Below are 15,485 nucleotides of genomic sequence, written 5' to 3'. Positions count from 1 at the left end.
GAACTGGAAGATCCTCCGCGACTGCCGCCAGAAAGGAGACGGCCTCCACCACGCCGTCCAAGCCGTCGCCACCATGCACAACCTCGCCATGACACGGTGAAACAACAGGTCAAAAGCCACTCAGGCCCGCCCACGACAGACCTTCTGCAACACCCTTTAGGGAGTGTCGTCAAAGTGGCGTCGTCCGCCCGGGAGGGAGGGGTCGGCGGGGTCTGGTGCGTGCGATCGCGAGGCGGAGGAGGGAATCGACGCGGAGCGTCGGTGACCGACGACAACGCGGCGAGCGTGCGTGCCAGACCCCGCCGACCAGACGAGACTTTGACGACACGACCTAGGGGGTGCCGGGGGCCGCGGGGCGGGCGGGACTTCGCGGACACCCCCTGGGGGGACGGCCGGTCAGGCCACCCGCAGGAGGTCAGCCGTGGTTCAGGCAGGTGAGCGTCACGCTCTCGCTGCGCCCGGTCAGGCCCGCGTCCGGCACGTGCAGCGTGAGGTAGACGGTCACGGTCGACGAGTTGGCCATGACCGGCGCGCTCACCCCCTTGAAGAGGGACACGCTCACGATGCCCGGGGTGAATTCGGCCTTGCCCGAGGCGATCGGGTCGGCGCTGGAGTTGTACGTCCAGTAGTAGCCGACGCTGCCCTTTCCGCTGCCCGTGATCCTGCCGTCGAACTCGAACTTGGGCGGCGTGGTGCAGTCGACCGTCGTCCCGGACTTGGTCAGGGCCATCACCTCGACCTTGGTGACCTTCACGTCCCCCTTGCCGCCGCCCGGATCCTCCCGGGGCGGGGTGGTACAGGTGACGTGCCTGCCCTGCTTCGAGCCGCCGTCCCGGTAGTCGACGCCGTACGTGCCGTAGCGGACGCCCTGCCGGTCGAGTGAGCCGTCGCCGCTCACGGTGGCCCGGAAGGAGGACTTCCCCTCGACCCGCACCGACTGGTTCGGGGCGAATCCGCTGAGGTGGAGGTCGTAGCGCGCGTTCCCGGCCGGCTTGCCACCGCCACTGCCCGGACTCAGCTCGCAGGACGGAGCCGCCGGGACCCGGGCGGCCTCCGCCCCCACCGGGCGGCCCTGGGCCGCGACGGCGGGGGCGAGGGCGACCGAGGAGACGAGGAGCGGGGCCGCGAGGAGTACCAGGAGCCGGTGCCGGTTCGTCTGCCGATTCATCGTGCTGCCCTTCCTGAGAGGAAAGCCCCCGATGTCGGACCACCAGGATATCGGGCGGGCACGAACACGCCGAGGCGCCGCTAGGTGGTGGCGTCCGCCCCCGCCGCCAGCTCCGCCATGCCCGCCGCGAACGGCACCACGGGCCGCCAGTCCAGGACCCGGCGCAGGCGCGCCGAGTCGGCGGTGATGTGCCGGACGTCGCCCAGCCGGTACTCGCCCGTGACCACCGGGTCCGGGCCCCCGCACGCGGCGGCCAGCGCCTTGGCCATGTCGCCGACGGTCCGTGGATCGCCGCTGCCGACGTTGTACGGGGTGAAGCCGTCCGGCGCGCCGAGCAGGGCCTCCAGCGCCACCGCGTTGGCCGTCGCCACGTCCCGTACGTGGACGAAGTCCCGCCGCTGACCGCCGTCCTCGAAGACGCGCGGCGCCTCGCCCCGCGCCAGCGCGGAACGGAACAGCGCCGCGACCCCCGCGTACGGGGTGTCGCGCGGCATCCCCGGCCCGTACACGTTGTGGTAGCGCAGCGAGATCGCGGAGCCGCCGGTGGCCCGCGCCCAGGAGGCTGCGAGGTGCTCCTGTTCCAGCTTGGTGGTGGCGTAGACGTTCCGCGGGTCCATCGGGGCGTCCTCCCCGACCAGGCCGGGCGCCAGCTCGGCGCCGCAGCGCGGACAGCGCGGCTCGAACCGGCCCGCCGCCAGATCGCACTCGGCGCGCGGGCCGGGCCGCACCACACCGTGCGCGGAGCACGCGTACCGCCCCTCGCCGTAGACGACCATCGACCCCGCGAGGAGCAGTCTGCGCACCCCCGCCCCCGCCATCTCGGCCAGCAGGACCGCCGTACCGAGGCCGTTGGCCGATACGTACGCCGGCGCGTCGCCGAAGTCCTTGCCCAGGCCCACCTTGGCCGCCTGGTGGCAGACGGCGTCGATCCCGGCCAGTGCGTCGCGCACCTGGCCGGGATCCCGTACGTCCCTTCCGTCCTCCGCGAGATCGAACACCACCGGCTCGTGGCCGCGGCCGGCCAGCTCGGAGACGATGTGCGAGCCGATGAAGCCCGCTCCTCCAGTCACAAGTACGCGCATGATCCGACGCTATGCCCAGGGGCGCCCGTACCGGCGCCGTCCCGGCCGCACGTCACCGATCCGTAAGACCTGCCGGATCCATGACAGGGTGGGCGGATGACGATCCACCACGGCTCCGCCGACCCCCGCCCCCACCCCGCCGGCCCCGAGGAGTGGCCGGAGGCCGCCGGGATGCCCGGCGATCTCCTCGCGGCGAAGTCGCGCGTCTACGACCCGTGCGGATTCAGTTGCCCGCAGCCGGTTCCCGAGGCCGAGGGCGGCGCGTACGCCGCGCACGCGCTCACCCTGGACGGGCGTGCCGTCCGGTTCCGCGCGGCCAAGACGACGCCCACCAAGGTCGGCCAGTTCGTCACCGTGTGGGTGCGGTCGGCGCAGGGCCCCATCCGGCCCTTCGACACCGCGGACGGTGTCGACCTGTTCGTCATCAGCTGCCATGACGACGACGGCTTCGGCCAGTTCGTCTTCCCGGTGGAGGCGCTGCGCCGGCACGGCGTCGTATCGGTGGACGGCTCGGGCGGGAAGCGGGGCTTCCGCGTCTACCCGCCCTGGGTGGCCACCGCCAACCGCCAGGCCGACCGCGCCCGGGCGTGGCAGGTGGAACACTTCCTCCACCTGCCACGGGACGGCGCCGTCGACCTGGCCCGCGCCGAGGAGCTGTACCGCTCGTAAGGGCGCGGCTCAGCCGGTGGCGGCGGGCGAACGCGGCGGGGCCTCGCGCTGGTGCGGAACCGGCGGCAGCACCGGAGCGGCGGGCCCCTCGTGGTGGAGGGCGACCGTGCGGGTGGGCGCGGGGATGGAGATGCCCTCCGTCCGGAACCGCTGGTGCAGGCGCTTGATGAACTCGTGCTTGATCCGGTACTGGTCGCTGAACTCGCCGACGCCCAGGATCACCGTGAAGTTGATCCGGGAATCGGCGAACGTGTGGAAGCGGACCTTGCCCTCGTGGTCGGGGACCGCGCCGTTGATGTCGGCCATCACGCTGTCGACCACGTCGAGGGTGACCCGCTCCACGTGCTCCAGGTCGCTCTCGTAGCCCACACCCACCTGGACCAGGATCGACAACTGCTGTTCGGGCTGGGTGAAGTTGGTCATGTTCGTCCGCGCGAGACGGTTGTTGGGGATGATCACCAGGTTGTTCGACAGGTTGCGGACCACGGTGTTGCGCCAGTTGATGTCGACGACGTACCCCTCCTCCCCGCTCGTGAGGCGGATGTAGTCACCGGGCTGCACGGTCTTCGAGGCGAGGATGTGGACGCCCGCGAAGAGGTTGGCGAGGGTGTCCTGCAAGGCCAGGGCCACCGCCAGACCGCCGACCCCGAGGGCGGTGACCAGCGGTGCGATGGACACGCCCACCGTTTCGAGCGCGACCAGGACACCCATCACGAGGACCACGATCCGCGTGATGTTGACGAAGATGGACGCCGATCCGGCCACGCCGGTCCGCGCCCCCGCCACCGACTGGACGAGCCCCGCGACGACCCGGGCCGCGCTGATCGTGGCGATGAGGATGAGCACGGCGGTCAGGGACTGGTTCACGAACCCCAGCACCCGCGTCGTGAGCGGCAGGGTGGAGGCGGCCACCGCGACGCCGGCGATGACGGCCGCCCAGGGGGCCAGGGTGCGCAGCGCGTCGACGATGACGTCGTCCCCGCTCCAGCGCGTCCGCTCGGCGTGCCGGCCGAGCCACCGCATCAGGGCCCGCAGCAGCAGCCCGGCGAGCGCTCCCGCGGCGAGCGCGATCCCGGCCACCAGCCAGTCGTGCACGAGGAGTTCCCGGTTCAACGGACGCCCTCCGCTCGGCGCCGGACCGGGGCAGTGGCGACGGGCCGCGCGGGCCGTCGTATGAGGTGTGTCATCACCTTGTCACCTGTCAGTTTGTCGTGCGTGGAGCCGCGTTCGGGCGCGTGTACGCATTCCGGAACGGGCTGCCATCCTGCCCCATGACCTCGCAGCCCCGCGCAGGCGGGCCGGTGTCAGGCGGCCGGGACCGTGGCCGTCGGGGTGTTCCAGCCGGAGATCCGGATCCTGGGGGCGGACCCGTGCAGGTCCGCGGTGCGGTAGGTCGCCGTCAGGGTGGCCGACTCGCCGGGCCAGAGGCTGATCTGGTTGTCGGACCACCGGACGGGCAGGACGGGGGTGTCCTTCCCGTCGACCAGGTGGAGGTCGGTGAGCAGGGCCGGGGTGTTGCCGGTCCCGGTGTTCCGTACGGTGACGACCGTGGTGGAGGTCGAGGGCGCGTCGGCACCCGCGCTCGTCGTCGTCGCCGTGGCGGAGACGGTCGCCCGCGCCATGGACCGCAGCCCGGTGAGATCGGCGTAGGCCGTGGTCGGCGTGATGTACCAGTTGCTCTCGGTGTAGTCGAGGACGTCCCGGCGCGTGGAGAGCCAGTACACGTTGCGGCTCACCTCGCGCCCGTCGGCGTCCGTCAGGAGCAGCCGTGCGAGGTAGGTGGTGGACAGTCCGTCCACCGACGCCGGGACGGTCAGCGCGGTCGTCTTCGCGCCGTCCCCGCCGACGCCGAGTCCCGTCACGGTCCGGTCGTACTTCGGCGTCCCGTCGGTGTTGAAGAGGGAGACCCGGGCGGTCAGCCCCGACACCGGCGCCGCACGGCGGTTGACGACGGCCACCGTCCGGTCGTCGTACGAGTACTGGACGTGCAGCGGCTCGTTCGCCTTCTTCGCGCCGAAGTAGGCGCCGTTCTGGTCGAGGTAGCGGTCCACGAGCTGCCAGTGCAGCGAGGTCCAGCCGCTGTTGAACATCCAGTAGATCACCCCCGTCGACGGCTTCGAGGCGTCGGTGGCGTTGCGCGCGTACGCCTCGTACTGCGCGCGGACGTTCTCGTACTGGGCGAGCTGCGCCTTGGCGACGTAGTCCTCCAGGCCGCGCGGCGCGCCGTAGCGGCCGCTCAGCGCGTCGTCGTACACCTTGAGGGTGGCGTACGTACGGGACGGCGAGCGGTGGTACTGCGGCGCGGCCGGGTCCTTCCAGAGGGAGGTCAGCTCGGCCGGGGCCATCATGCGGCGCAGGGTGTCGAGGGTGGGGATGTCGGGGCCCGCGCTGGTCTCGGAGTTGAAGCCGGTCGCCCCGCCCTCCCGCTTGTCGTACCAGTAGCCGGGCGGCACCCACTCGTAGGGTCCCGGCATCCGCATCCCCGAGGCGCCCGTCAGCGGCGCCGACTTTGCGGAGGCGGCGGGGATCACCGGAGTCGGCCAGTCGGCGGCCTTCAGGGCGTCCAGGTAGCCCTCCTCGATCTCCGCGTCCGGGGCGAAGTCGCTGCCGATGAGGAACGAGATGACGCTGGGGTGATCGCGCAGGCGGGCCGCCTCGGCCGCCATCGAGGCCGTGGCGACGGCGTGGTCGGCCGCCGTCCAGCTCTCTCCGGCCTCGGTGCCGTTGACCTCGCCCTCCCATTTGGTGCAGCACTGCCAGCCGGGCAGGATGAGGATCCCGTACCGGTCGGCGAGGTCGAAGAACTCGTCGTGTTCGAGGTGCCCTTCCAGACGCAGGGTGTTGAGGCCCAGGTCCCGTGCGTACGCCAGCCGGTCCTCCGCGTAGGTGGCGTCCCAGCGCAGCAGCTCGTCCGGGGACCAGCCGGCGCCCCGGACGAGCAGCGGCCGGCCGTTGACCCAGTACTGGCGGGCGCCGTCCTTGTTCAGCGGTGCGCGCACGCTGCGGACCCCGAAGCCGTGGCGGATGCGGTCGCAGACGCCCGCGCCGGACACCGCGACGGACAGGTCGAGCTCGTACAGCTCCTGCGCGCCCATCCCGGCCGGCCACCACACCCGCGGCCGCTCCAGGCGCAGCTGCGGGGTGTCGGCCGGGGTGAAGGCCACCGTCTTCGTCTCGTGGGCGCGCAGGGGCACGTCCCGGCGGAAGGCGATCCCCGGCCCGATGGTGCCGGAGACGGCGGCGGTGACGGCCCCGGCCGTCTCGTTGCGGACCTTCGCCTTGACGGTCAGGTCCGCGGAGGCCAGGGAGGGCAGCGCCAGGCTCGTCACCACGTGCGCGTCGCGCAGGGCGACGGGGCCGCCGCGCCGTACGAGCACGTCGCGGACGATGCCCATGTTCTCGTCCGGCGGCGGCTGCAACCAGTCGAGCCAGCCCATGGTGAGGTTCTTGCGGGGATCGTTCGGCTTGACGCGGAAGGCCACCGCGTTGGCGCCGGCCCGCACGAGGGCGGTGACGTCGAGCTCGTGGTGCGTGTACGCGCCGGCGACGGCGGACGCCGTGGCGACCTGCTCGCCGTTGACGAACACGTCGGCCGCGGAGACGACGCCGCTGAAGTCCAGGTACGTGCGCGCGGACGCGTCGGCCACGGTGAACTCGGCGCGGAACCACCACGGCACGGCGAAATCGGCGGCCGGGATGTGCTGCTGGTCGGTGGAGTGGAACGGGTCGGGACGGGTGCCGTCCGCGACCAGGGCGGCGAGCACGGTGGAGCGGGACCCCGCCGGGTGCCAGCCGGTCGTCCGGTAGCCCGGGGCGGAGACGACGGCCGCCGCGTCCGGGACCTCGGCCGTCGACCGGATGGCGTACGCGGACAGGGGCGTGGTGCTTCCCGGCGTCCCGGAGACTTCGGTCACCGCCCGTACGTCTGCCGCGCGCGGGGAGGGAGCCGCGGCGGGAGCACCCGCGACGAGCGCGCCCAACAGGCCGAGCACGGCCAGGACCGAGGCCTGCCGGCGGACGACGCGGACACGGGAGGGGGACACGGTGGCGGCCTCCGGGAGGTCAGGCGGCGAGGGCGGAGGTGATCACGAGGGGCGGCGCGGCCCGCTCGGCGGTCCACGGGTGGCGGCGCACCAGACCCGGGTCGGCGAGGGCCAGAGCCTCGTCCACGGTGGGCCGGCGCTGGCTGACCTCGCGGAAGCGGGCGCTTTCGAGGAGGATCGGCAGCCGGTCGACGGGCCAGGCGTGGTTGCGTACCTCCTGCCAGCTCCCGTCGGTGCGCAGCAGCCGCAGCGGCATCTCCTCGCCCAGTCGGTACGAGGCCCCCGGAACGCCCACGCGCAGCGAGGCGTACTCCAGCTCCGTGCAGTCGGGGTCGGTGGTCAGCAGGACGAACGGGGCCCCGGGCCGCAGCAGGCGGCGGATCTCGGCGAACACCCCGAGCAGCGCCTCCTCGGTCGCCAGCGAGGCCAGCACGTGATTGCACATCACCGCGTCCGCGCACCCGTCGGGCAGGCCCGTCACCCGGCCGTCCCTGACCAGGTGGAACTCCGCGACCGCCGGCGCCGTGCTGCGGGCCAGCGCCAGCATCTCGGCGGAGGTGTCCACGCCCACCACCCGCGCGCCCAGTACGCGCGCCGCCCGGTCGGCCACTCGGCCCGGCCCGCAGCCGTAGTCCACGAGCAGCTCGTCCTCACCGATCCGGCGGGACAGGACCTCGAACACGAACGGATAGCCGAGCAGCCAGTTCGTGGCCGCCTCCATCGCCGAGTACGCCTCTGCCCCGGCAGGCCCGGACCAGGGGCCGCCCTCTTCCTCATGTCCCGCTGACCCGTTGTTCACAGCTCCCCACTATCGGCCCGGCGGGCCGGCCGGCGGTCGCGGCGCGCCCGTCCCGTCCCCCGACGGCGCCGGTCGGCCAAGTGGGGCCAGTACGCCGGTCGGCCAAGTGGGGCGAGTGCGCCGGTCCGCCGGGGCGGCTGATGTTTCCGGCCCCGCGAGGCGGGCAGGGTGGGGGCCTTCGGCCCCCGAACGACGCGAAAGGCACGCCATGACCTCGCCTGTCGGCAGCGAGCCGCTCCCCAACGCCCGCGAGCTGTTCGACATCCCCGACGGCCTCGCCTACTTCAACACCGCCAGCGTGGCTCCGACCCTGCGCACCGGCCTCGTCGCGGGCGAGGCCGCCCTGCTCAAACGCGCCCAGCCGTGGCGGCTCCTGGGACCCGACTGGTTCAGCGGGGCCGAGCGGCGCCGGGCGCTGTTCGCGGACCTCATCGGGGCCGCGGCCGATGACATCGCCCTCGTACCGGCGACCAGCTACGGGTTCGCGGTGGCCGCCGCCAACCTCACGGCGCGGGCCGGCGAGCGGATCCTGGTCCTCGACGGCGAGTACCCGTCCGGGATCTACACCTGGTGGCGGTTCGCCGAGCGGACGGGGGCCTCGATGCTCACCGTTGGGCGCGAGCCCGGCCAGACCTGGACCGAGGCCGTCCTCGACGCGCTCGACGCGCTCGACGAGGGCGTGGCCGTGGTCTCGGTGCCCCGGGTCCACTGGACCGACGGCGCCCTCCTCGACCTGGACCGGATCGCCGAAGCCACCCGGGCCGCGGGCGCCGCCCTCGTCATCGACGCCAGCCAGTCCGTGGGGGCCATCCCGATCGACGTGCACACGCTGAGGCCCGACTTCCTCGTCAGCGTCGGCTACAAGTGGCTGCTCGGCCCCTTCGGCCTCGGCTACCTGTACGTGGCCCCGGCCCGTCAGGACGGTCGGCCGCTGGAGGAGAACTGGATCGTGCGCAAGGACTCCGACGACTTCGGGCGGCTCGTCGAGTACCGCACCGAGTACCAGCCCGGAGCCCGCCGCTTCGACGTGGGCGCGCGCACCGCCTTCGAGCTCACCCCCATGGCGCTCGCCGCCCTGGAGCAGCTGTCCGCCTGGACCGTGCCCCGCATCGCCGTCACCCTGGCGGCCACCACCGCCCGCATCGCCTCGGCGGCGCGGGAACGGGGCCTGCCGGTCCCGGCGCCGCGCGGCCCGCACATGCTCGGCATCACGGTCCCCGACCGCCTCCAGCAGAGGGTGGTCGCGGCGCTGGAGGAGGCGAACGTGTTCGTCGGGGCCCGCGGCTCGGCCATCCGGATCAGCCCCCATCTGCACACCACCGGAGCCGACATCGAGCAGCTGCTGAGCGCGCTGGACGCCGCCTTGAACCGCTCCTGGTGAGAGCCCCCGGGCAGGGGCGACGGAGGACACCCCGGGGGGTCGCGTGACGCGGCGGAATCCTGGGGAAACCATCCCCGGGCCCGCGGCGTCCCTGCGGGGGAGGGGGTGGTGTTCATGTCAGAGGTCGAACCGAAGGTGTGGCGGCTCGCCGCGCTGGTGCCCGTCGTGGCGGCCGCGGCCGTGTACGGCTGGGCGCGCTGGTGCTACGCAGCAGCCTCGGCGCCGTCCGACGGGGTCGCGCTGGTGGGCGGAGCGGTCCTGGTGCTCGGGGCATCGGTGGTGTACTTCGCCTGCGTCCGGGGCAGCCGGAGCCTGTTCGGGGCGCTCTTCCTGGCGCTGGGGCTGCTGCTCACGGTGACGGCCACGGATCAGGCGCAGTCGCGCGCGGAGGTGGCCCCGTGCGTCGTCCGCGAGGTCAAGGAACAGGTGACGAGTTCCGCGGGCGAAGGGCCCCCGAATTCGCGGACCGTCTACCGCCACCTGCTGAACTGCCCCGGCGGCTACCCGGACGAGCTCACCGAGGAGCGGCGCCTGGCAGCCGCGGGCGGGGAGATCCGCGTCGCCTACGACCCCCGGCGCCGGGTGTCCCCGGCGCCGGAGGGCGAGGGCTCGTCCTGGACGGCCGGTCTGGGCGCCGTGGTCCTGCTCGTCCTGAGCACGCTGGTGGCCGCCGCGGGCCCCTTCCGGGACGAGTAGGCGGGCTATTGCGGCTTCGGGGGTACGTAGAACTCCGTCGTCGCCCGCACCGCCGGGGCCACGGCCGCCGCCGTCTCCCCGGAGGCGGTGTGCGCCCCGCCCCAGGCCTCGCTGCTGGCGGTCATGAAGGCCCGGGCGTCGTCGGACGCCATCCACGCGACCGCCTCCGAGGGGTCCACGGAATTGCCCTCCAGATGCATTCCGAGCCCCAGCACGGTGAGGTCCCAGCCGACGCCGACCGCCCCCGGCCCGTACCGGCCCCAGAACTCCGGCTCCACCACCGCCACGTGTTCGAGCTCCAGGACGGTCCGCTCCGGGCCCTCGGGCGTCAGCCGCACCTCCACCTCGCTGAACCCGGGCGCCTGGCCCATCACCCAGCTCACCCGCAGCAGCCTCGGCGGCTCGCACCGCAGGATCTTCCCGCCCGCGTTCCTCTCCGTCTGGTAGTGCCCGCCCTCGCGCAGGTCGCCGCTGACCGGGAGGAACCACCGCCCGAGCCGCGCCGGGCTCGTACAGGCGTCCCACACGTCCTCGGCGCCGGCCGGGTACGTACGGCGCAGCAGTACGGTCCGCGCCTCCTCGCCGCCCGCCTCGCGGCGGCCGACCTCGCGGTGGACGTCGTTGATCTGCCGGACGATGTCGCTCATCGCGCCTCTCCTCGTTCCTGTTCCCGCCGCTCTCGGCGGCCCCGCGCGAGCTCCGTGCCCAGCGCGTCCAACCGCTGCTCCCAGAAGCCGCGGAACCGGTCCAGCCACGCGTCGACCTCGCGCAACGGCTCGGCCCGGACCGCGTACAACCGCCGGGTCCCCTCCGCCCGCACCACGGCGAAGCCGCTCTCCCGCAGCACCCGCAGGTGCTGCGACACGGCGGGCTGGGAGATCCCGAACTCCTCCCGGATCACCTCGCTGACGGCGCCGGACGGCTGCTCACCGGCAGCGAGCAGCTCCAATATCCGGCGCCGTACGGGGTCTCCGAGTACGTCAAAGGCGTGCACGGCTCCCACTATGCCATCCACCACTTATATAAGCAACGACTTAGATAGGAGTCGCCCCGCGAGCCGCGCCGCGCGAACGGGGCGCGGCCGGTACGGTCCGGTTCGGTTCGACGCATCGAGGACGAGGAGGGCCGGACGTGCCCATCGCAACCGTCAACCCCGCCAACGGCGAGACGCTCAAGACCTTCGACGAGCTGGACGCCGGGCAGGTCGAGCAGCGCCTGGCGGCCGCCCACGCGGCCTTCCGCGCCTACCGCACGACGGGCTTCTCCGAGCGCGCCCGCCTCCTCGACCGCGCGGCCGAGCTGCTGGACCAGGAGCGGGACGACATCGCCCGCACGATGACGATCGAGATGGGCAAGCCGCTCGCCGCGGCCCGGGCGGAGGCGGCGAAGTGCGCGAAGGCCATGCGCTGGTACGCGCGCAACGCCGAGGCACTGCTCGCCGACGAGCACCCCGCGCAGGACGAGGTGGCGGACTCCGGAGCCTCCCGCGCCCGGGTCCACTACCGGCCGCTGGGCGTGGTCCTCGCGGTGATGCCGTGGAACTTCCCGCTCTGGCAGGTGGTCCGTTTCGCGGCGCCCGCCCTCATGGCGGGCAACGCGGGGCTGCTCAAGCACGCGTCGAACGTGCCGCAGACCGCGCTCTACCTGGGTGATCTCTTCCGGCGCGCGGGATTCCCGGCGGCGGTGTTCCAGACGCTGCTGGTGTCCTCCCGGGCCGTCGAGGGCATCCTGCGCGACCCCAGGGTCGCGGCGGCGACCCTCACCGGCAGCGAGCCGGCGGGCCGGGCCGTCGCCGCGGTCGCCGGGGACGAGGTGAAGAAGACCGTCCTGGAGCTGGGCGGCAGCGACCCCTTCGTGGTGATGCCGTCGGCCGATGTCGCACGGGCCGCCGAGGTCGCCGTCACCGCCCGGGTGCAGAACAACGGCCAGTCCTGCATCGCGGCCAAACGGTTCCTCGTGCACGCCGACGTCCACGAGGAGTTCACCCGGGCCTTCACGGCCCGGATGGCCGCGTTGACCGTCGGCGATCCGCTGTCGGAGTCCACGGACGTCGGTCCGCTCGCCACCGAGCAGGGGCGCGCCGACGTCGAGGCGCTCGTCGAGGACGCCGTGGGCCTCGGGGCGACGGCCCTGTGCGGCGGACGGCGGCCGAGGGACCTGCCGGAGGGCCTGGCGCGGGGCTGGTTCTACGAGCCGACCGTCCTCACCGGCATCACCCCGCAGATGCGCATCCACCGCGAGGAGGCCTTCGGCCCCGTGGCCACCGTGTACCGGGTGCGGGACCTCGACGAGGCCGTGGAGCTCGCCAACGACACGCCCTTCGGCCTGAGCTCCAACGTGTGGACCCGTGACGAGGCGGAACAGGAGCGCTTCGTACGGGACATCGAGGCCGGCGGCGTCTTCTTCAACGGCATGACCGCCTCCCACCCGGCGCTGCCCTTCGGCGGCGTGAAGCGCTCGGGGTACGGGCGCGAGCTCTCGGGCCACGGCATCCGCGAGTTCTGCAACGTGACCACGGTCTGGCACGCGGCCGAGCCCGGCAACGGCTCGTAGGCGCTGCCGGGCCGGAGGGGGGCCACCCCCGGGCTCAGGCCCGGTGCGACATGCCGCCGTAGTGGGCGACCAGGGCGCTGTGGTAGTCCGCGTCCCCGAGGTGCTTCTCCCTGTCGAACTCGGGCGCGGACTTGATCTGCTCCTTGGTGAGGTCGACGTCGATCCTGTGCTCGTCCACGTCTATGAGGCTGACGGTTCCCGCCGGCAGCAGTACGTGTTTGCCGAAGATCCACGGGCCGGTGTCGACGACCAGGTAGGACGAGTCGACCTCGTCGGAGTGCTTGTCGACCTTGCCGATGGAGCCGTCCAGCGCCTCGACCTTGTAACCGGTCAGGTCGGTCCCCGCCAGGCGTCCCGACGTCTCGCGGTAGATCCACAGATTGATCATGGCGTTTCACTCCTCCGTCCTGCTCGACCGTTCCACCGGCGCGCCTGCCCGCCCGGCTCCGCCCCACACCTCGGGCCGGGCATGCGGGGGGCCCCTGGGGGTAGGCGCAACGCGGGCGGTCCGGCGCGAAGGAGGGCACGTATGCACCGCGTGAATCGCAGGGGCCGGGAGAACCGAGCGGCTCTGTTCGACGTCGACGGAACGCTCGCCGACACCAATCACCTGCACGTCGTCTGCTGGTGGGAGGCGCTCCGGCAGGCGGGGCACGACGTGTCGATGCACGCCGTCCACCGGGCGATCGGCCTGCCGGGCGAGGACCTGCTCGTTCATCTGCTGGGCGACGGGCAGGAACGGGACACGGGCGAGGACGAGGCGCTCAGCGCCGCGCACGACACGCTCTACGGCACGTACTTCGACCGGCTGCCCCGGATCGACGCCGCGGACGAACTGCTGCGGGCGCTCGACCGGCGCGGCTGGCGGGTCGTGCTCGTCACCTCCGCCGGCAGCGGAGAACTCGACGCGCTCAGGCGGGCCGTCGGCGCCGACGACGTCATTGCGGCCACCGCCGGCTCCGACGACGTGGACGAGGGCAAGCCGGCGCCCGACCCCGTCCACCACGCCCTCGATCTCGTCGACGCGCCCGCGCACGCCTCCGTGTTCGTCGGCGACACCGTGTGGGACATGAAGGCCGCCGCCCGAGCCGGAGTCGCGGGTGTGGGCCTGCTGTGCGGCGGAATCCCGCGCCTCGACCTCGAAGAGGCCGGAGCCCGCGCCGTCTACCGGGACCCTGCCGACCTCCTCGGCCGGCTCGACCGGAGCCCCTTCGCCTGAGCTGCAAGCGGCGAGCGGCGAGCGGCAAGCGGGGAGCGGGGAGCCGCAGCCGCCCGCCGCGCGCCCGCGTGCTCCGGAGTCAGGACGCGGCGTTCTCCCAGCCGTCTTCCAGCAGGTCGAACACCTCGTGCAAGGCCTTCTGCGGATCGTCGTGGCCGCGGGCCAGGCTCGGGCTCGCCATGACGAAGCGTGCCAGCGCGGCGGTGCGGACATCGCCCTCGGGGACGCCGGTGGCCTCCGTGAGGGCGGCGAGCAGCGCCTTCTCGTGCCGCAGCCACATCCGGTCCAGGTGCTCCTGCAGGGCGGGCGTCGATTCCACCAGCTTCGTGAGCGCGGCGAACTCGGGGGAGCCCTGACCGGTCCCCACGAGGGTGTGCGCCAGGTGGTCGCGCAGGGCGCGCAGGACGGACTGGCCCGGGGACCGGTCGCGGACGGCCGCGACCAGGGCGGCCTCCTTGCCCTCGTCCTCGTCGAAGACGAGCGCCTCCTTGCTCGGGAAGTGCTTGAACAGGGTCGTCACCGCCACGTCCGCCGCCTCGGCCACGTCCCTGACGCCCACGTCGTCGAAGCCGCGCTCGGTGAAGAGCCGCATGGCGGCGTCGGCCAGAGCCTTGCGGGTCTGGGCCTTCTTGCGCTCGCGGCGCCCCGTCGTCCCGGTCATGCCGACCATCCTACCGCGCGGCGGCTAGCGGCTAACTAACACCATCCGTTGCGCTTTTGGGCGGGCGCGTCCGTCGCCGCGCCGAGCCTCGGCAGGGCCGGTCGGGCAGGTTTCATTCCGGCATCGGGGGTAGGGGCCCATGGGGGAGCGGGGGCGCTGGCGCGGAACCGGAGGCAACGTGGAGCCGGAGATGAGCGAGCCGACGGGATCAGGGGTCCGGACGAGGCGGCTCGGCCTGTACGGCGCGGCCACGGTGGTCGGGCGCTGTCGCACCTTCTGCCGCAGCGTGTTGGCGGACTGGGCCTGGCCCCCACCGGAACACCCGGACGGGCTCACGCAGGAGCAACGCGACGCCGTCGTCGAGGACGTCCTGCTGTTGGTCTCCGAGGCGGTGACCAACGCGGTCAGGCACGGGGGAGGCCCCACGGAGCTCGTGCTGAGGCTCGGCGCGCGCGGCCCGGATGCCGCCCTTCCCCGCGCGGACGATCTGCGGATCGAGGTCAGCGACGCCAGCCGCGCGTATCCGCGGCTGAGGACCCCGACGGTGCGGGGGACGCCGGGCGGATACGGCCTGATGATGATGAACCTGCTGGCCAGGCGCTGGGGGGTGGTGCCCCGCGGCGGTGGCAAGACCGTCTGGTTCGAGGTGGCGGCCCCGTATCAGGCGCGGGCCTGGCCGTCCCCGGCCGGATGCGCACCGGGGCCGGAGCCGTTCGGGAAGTAGGCGAGGGTGCCCGTCAACTCCAGCAGCCGGTGTACCCGGGGACTGATGTTGCGGACCCGGAAGCGCGGGACCTGCTGCACGGGGTCGGCGCCCGCCTCCAGGCGGACCCGCAGCAGGACGTTCAGGCAGGCGCAATCGCAGAAGGTGACGTCGGCGAGGTCGAGCACCAGCCCGCGGGCGTAGGCGCCCAGGGCGGAGACGAGGACGTCCCGGAGTTCCGAGGCGCAGTCCTGGTCGATTTCTCCGGCCAGGACGACGAGTGCGCCGCCCTTGCCGTCCGGTTCCACACGGATGGTCGACCGTTCGTCGTCAGCCCGTGCCGACCTCGCGCTTTCCCGAGCTGGAGACATCTCCCGACTCCCTTGGCCCAGTCGGATCGCTGCCGTCTCGATCGTGCGCCGGGCGCGGTCGTACGTCAAGGATTACTGGAAAACTATTTCGCGTCTTCTCTTACACGTCTTGGATTACGTGTCTTGGGTTACGCGATTCA

General features: G+C 73.0%; 16 protein-coding genes and 1 pseudogene. 7 read left to right on the top strand and 10 right to left on the bottom strand.

All coding sequences use genetic code 11. The annotated features are described in order from the left end of the window. Positions 1–100 (top strand): annotated as a pseudogene (locus AB0M92_RS11640) (IS5/IS1182 family transposase); the annotation flags it as partial. Between the two features lie 315 nt (positions 101–415). Here the strand turns inward: AB0M92_RS11640 and AB0M92_RS11635 are convergent. Beyond that, positions 416–1,168 (bottom strand): hypothetical protein, encoded by a 753-nt coding sequence (locus tag AB0M92_RS11635; RefSeq protein ID WP_366101915.1) that lies wholly within the window; start codon positions 1,166–1,168, stop codon positions 416–418. Positions 1,169–1,248: 80 nt separating this feature from the next. Beyond that, entirely contained in the window at positions 1,249–2,250 is a 1,002-nt protein-coding gene (locus AB0M92_RS11630) for an NAD-dependent epimerase/dehydratase family protein (RefSeq protein WP_366101914.1), read from the bottom strand. 171 nt (positions 2,251–2,421) lie between these two features. On the opposite strand from AB0M92_RS11630, the gene AB0M92_RS11625 reads away from it, so the two are divergent. Further along, entirely contained in the window at positions 2,422–2,919 is a 498-nt protein-coding gene (locus AB0M92_RS11625) for a MepB family protein (protein WP_366101931.1), read from the top strand. A gap of 9 nt (positions 2,920–2,928) precedes the next feature. Here the strand turns inward: AB0M92_RS11625 and AB0M92_RS11620 are convergent, their stop codons facing one another. The 3 genes from AB0M92_RS11620 to AB0M92_RS11610 form a co-directional block, all read right to left on the bottom strand. Continuing rightward, complete coding sequence (locus tag AB0M92_RS11620) at positions 2,929–4,032, bottom strand: mechanosensitive ion channel family protein (RefSeq protein ID WP_366101913.1); 1,104 nt, start codon at positions 4,030–4,032, stop codon at positions 2,929–2,931. A 191-nt stretch (positions 4,033–4,223) separates the two neighbouring features. After that, positions 4,224–6,962, bottom strand: a complete 2,739-nt coding sequence (locus AB0M92_RS11615; protein ID WP_366101912.1) for an exo-beta-D-glucosaminidase — start codon at positions 6,960–6,962, stop codon at positions 4,224–4,226. Positions 6,963–6,981: 19 nt separating this feature from the next. Continuing rightward, complete coding sequence (locus AB0M92_RS11610; protein WP_366101911.1) at positions 6,982–7,683, bottom strand: class I SAM-dependent methyltransferase; 702 nt, start codon at positions 7,681–7,683, stop codon at positions 6,982–6,984. Positions 7,684–7,969: 286 nt separating this feature from the next. Here AB0M92_RS11610 and AB0M92_RS11605 point away from each other — a divergent pair, with 286 nt between their 5' ends. Together AB0M92_RS11605 and AB0M92_RS11600 are read left to right on the top strand one after the other, a co-directional pair. Continuing rightward, the gene (locus AB0M92_RS11605) at positions 7,970–9,142 is read left to right on the top strand and encodes an aminotransferase class V-fold PLP-dependent enzyme (RefSeq protein ID WP_366101910.1); all 1,173 of its coding nucleotides are present in this window, start codon (positions 7,970–7,972) and stop codon (positions 9,140–9,142) included. A 114-nt stretch (positions 9,143–9,256) separates the two neighbouring features. After that, a complete protein-coding gene (locus AB0M92_RS11600; RefSeq protein ID WP_366101909.1) occupies positions 9,257–9,838 on the top strand; it encodes a hypothetical protein in 582 nt (193 codons plus the stop codon). A gap of 5 nt (positions 9,839–9,843) precedes the next feature. Here the strand turns inward: AB0M92_RS11600 and AB0M92_RS11595 are convergent, their stop codons facing one another. Then, the gene (locus tag AB0M92_RS11595; RefSeq protein WP_366101908.1) at positions 9,844–10,485 is read right to left on the bottom strand and encodes an SRPBCC family protein; all 642 of its coding nucleotides are present in this window, start codon (positions 10,483–10,485) and stop codon (positions 9,844–9,846) included. Further along, on the bottom strand, positions 10,482–10,841 hold the full coding sequence (locus AB0M92_RS11590) for a metalloregulator ArsR/SmtB family transcription factor (protein ID WP_366101907.1): 360 nt from the start codon (positions 10,839–10,841) through the stop codon (positions 10,482–10,484). Before AB0M92_RS11590 ends, AB0M92_RS11595 begins: the two co-directional genes overlap by 4 nt. A 128-nt stretch (positions 10,842–10,969) precedes the next feature. Here AB0M92_RS11590 and AB0M92_RS11585 point away from each other — a divergent pair, with 128 nt between their 5' ends. Further along, on the top strand, positions 10,970–12,391 hold the full coding sequence (locus AB0M92_RS11585; RefSeq protein ID WP_366101906.1) for an NADP-dependent succinic semialdehyde dehydrogenase: 1,422 nt from the start codon (positions 10,970–10,972) through the stop codon (positions 12,389–12,391). 34 nt (positions 12,392–12,425) lie between these two features. Here AB0M92_RS11585 and AB0M92_RS11580 read toward each other — a convergent pair whose 3' ends face one another. After that, positions 12,426–12,779: a PRC-barrel domain-containing protein gene (locus AB0M92_RS11580; protein WP_366101905.1), complete on the bottom strand. Its 354-nt coding sequence runs from the start codon at positions 12,777–12,779 to the stop codon at positions 12,426–12,428. 141 nt (positions 12,780–12,920) lie between these two features. Between AB0M92_RS11580 and AB0M92_RS11575 the strand changes: the two genes are divergently transcribed. After that, complete coding sequence (locus AB0M92_RS11575) at positions 12,921–13,610, top strand: HAD family hydrolase (protein WP_366101904.1); 690 nt, start codon at positions 12,921–12,923, stop codon at positions 13,608–13,610. Between the two features lie 79 nt (positions 13,611–13,689). On the opposite strand, the gene AB0M92_RS11570 is transcribed toward AB0M92_RS11575, so the two are convergent. Then, positions 13,690–14,271: a helix-turn-helix domain-containing protein gene (locus AB0M92_RS11570; protein ID WP_366101903.1), complete on the bottom strand. Its 582-nt coding sequence runs from the start codon at positions 14,269–14,271 to the stop codon at positions 13,690–13,692. A gap of 190 nt (positions 14,272–14,461) precedes the next feature. Between AB0M92_RS11570 and AB0M92_RS11565 the strand changes: the two genes are divergently transcribed. Beyond that, positions 14,462–14,995: an ATP-binding protein gene (locus AB0M92_RS11565; protein WP_366101902.1), complete on the top strand. Its 534-nt coding sequence runs from the start codon at positions 14,462–14,464 to the stop codon at positions 14,993–14,995. Here AB0M92_RS11565 and AB0M92_RS11560 read toward each other — a convergent pair. Further along, positions 14,932–15,282, bottom strand: coding sequence for an STAS domain-containing protein (locus AB0M92_RS11560; protein ID WP_366101901.1), 351 nt, complete (start codon positions 15,280–15,282; stop codon positions 14,932–14,934). The two genes, AB0M92_RS11565 and AB0M92_RS11560, sit on opposite strands and share 64 nt — an antisense overlap. Between the last annotated feature and the right edge of the window lie 203 nt (positions 15,283–15,485).

Origin of the sequence: Streptomyces sp. NPDC051582 (genome assembly GCF_040681715.1) — a bacterium.
Taxonomy (GTDB): Bacteria; Actinomycetota; Actinomycetes; order Streptomycetales; family Streptomycetaceae; genus Streptomyces.
Note: the sequence above shows the minus strand (reverse complement) of the source record. Positions and strands in the feature narration are given on the sequence as shown.

Excerpts from the sequence above, each read along its gene's own strand:
- AB0M92_RS11635 (WP_366101915.1), bottom strand. The coding sequence starts at position 1,168 with ATGAATCGGCAGACGAACCGGCACCGGCTCCTGGTACTCCTCGCGGCC.
- AB0M92_RS11630 (WP_366101914.1), bottom strand. The coding sequence starts at position 2,250 with ATGCGCGTACTTGTGACTGGAGGAGCGGGCTTCATCGGCTCGCACATC.
- AB0M92_RS11625 (WP_366101931.1), top strand. The coding sequence starts at position 2,422 with ATGCCCGGCGATCTCCTCGCGGCGAAGTCGCGCGTCTACGACCCGTGC.
- AB0M92_RS11610 (WP_366101911.1), bottom strand. The coding sequence starts at position 7,683 with ATGGAGGCGGCCACGAACTGGCTGCTCGGCTATCCGTTCGTGTTCGAG.
- AB0M92_RS11605 (WP_366101910.1), top strand. The coding sequence starts at position 7,970 with ATGACCTCGCCTGTCGGCAGCGAGCCGCTCCCCAACGCCCGCGAGCTG.
- AB0M92_RS11600 (WP_366101909.1), top strand. The coding sequence starts at position 9,257 with ATGTCAGAGGTCGAACCGAAGGTGTGGCGGCTCGCCGCGCTGGTGCCC.
- AB0M92_RS11595 (WP_366101908.1), bottom strand. The coding sequence starts at position 10,485 with ATGAGCGACATCGTCCGGCAGATCAACGACGTCCACCGCGAGGTCGGC.
- AB0M92_RS11580 (WP_366101905.1), bottom strand. The coding sequence starts at position 12,779 with ATGATCAATCTGTGGATCTACCGCGAGACGTCGGGACGCCTGGCGGGG.
- AB0M92_RS11575 (WP_366101904.1), top strand. The coding sequence starts at position 12,921 with ATGCACCGCGTGAATCGCAGGGGCCGGGAGAACCGAGCGGCTCTGTTC.
- AB0M92_RS11570 (WP_366101903.1), bottom strand. The coding sequence starts at position 14,271 with ATGACCGGGACGACGGGGCGCCGCGAGCGCAAGAAGGCCCAGACCCGC.
- AB0M92_RS11565 (WP_366101902.1), top strand. The coding sequence starts at position 14,462 with ATGAGCGAGCCGACGGGATCAGGGGTCCGGACGAGGCGGCTCGGCCTG.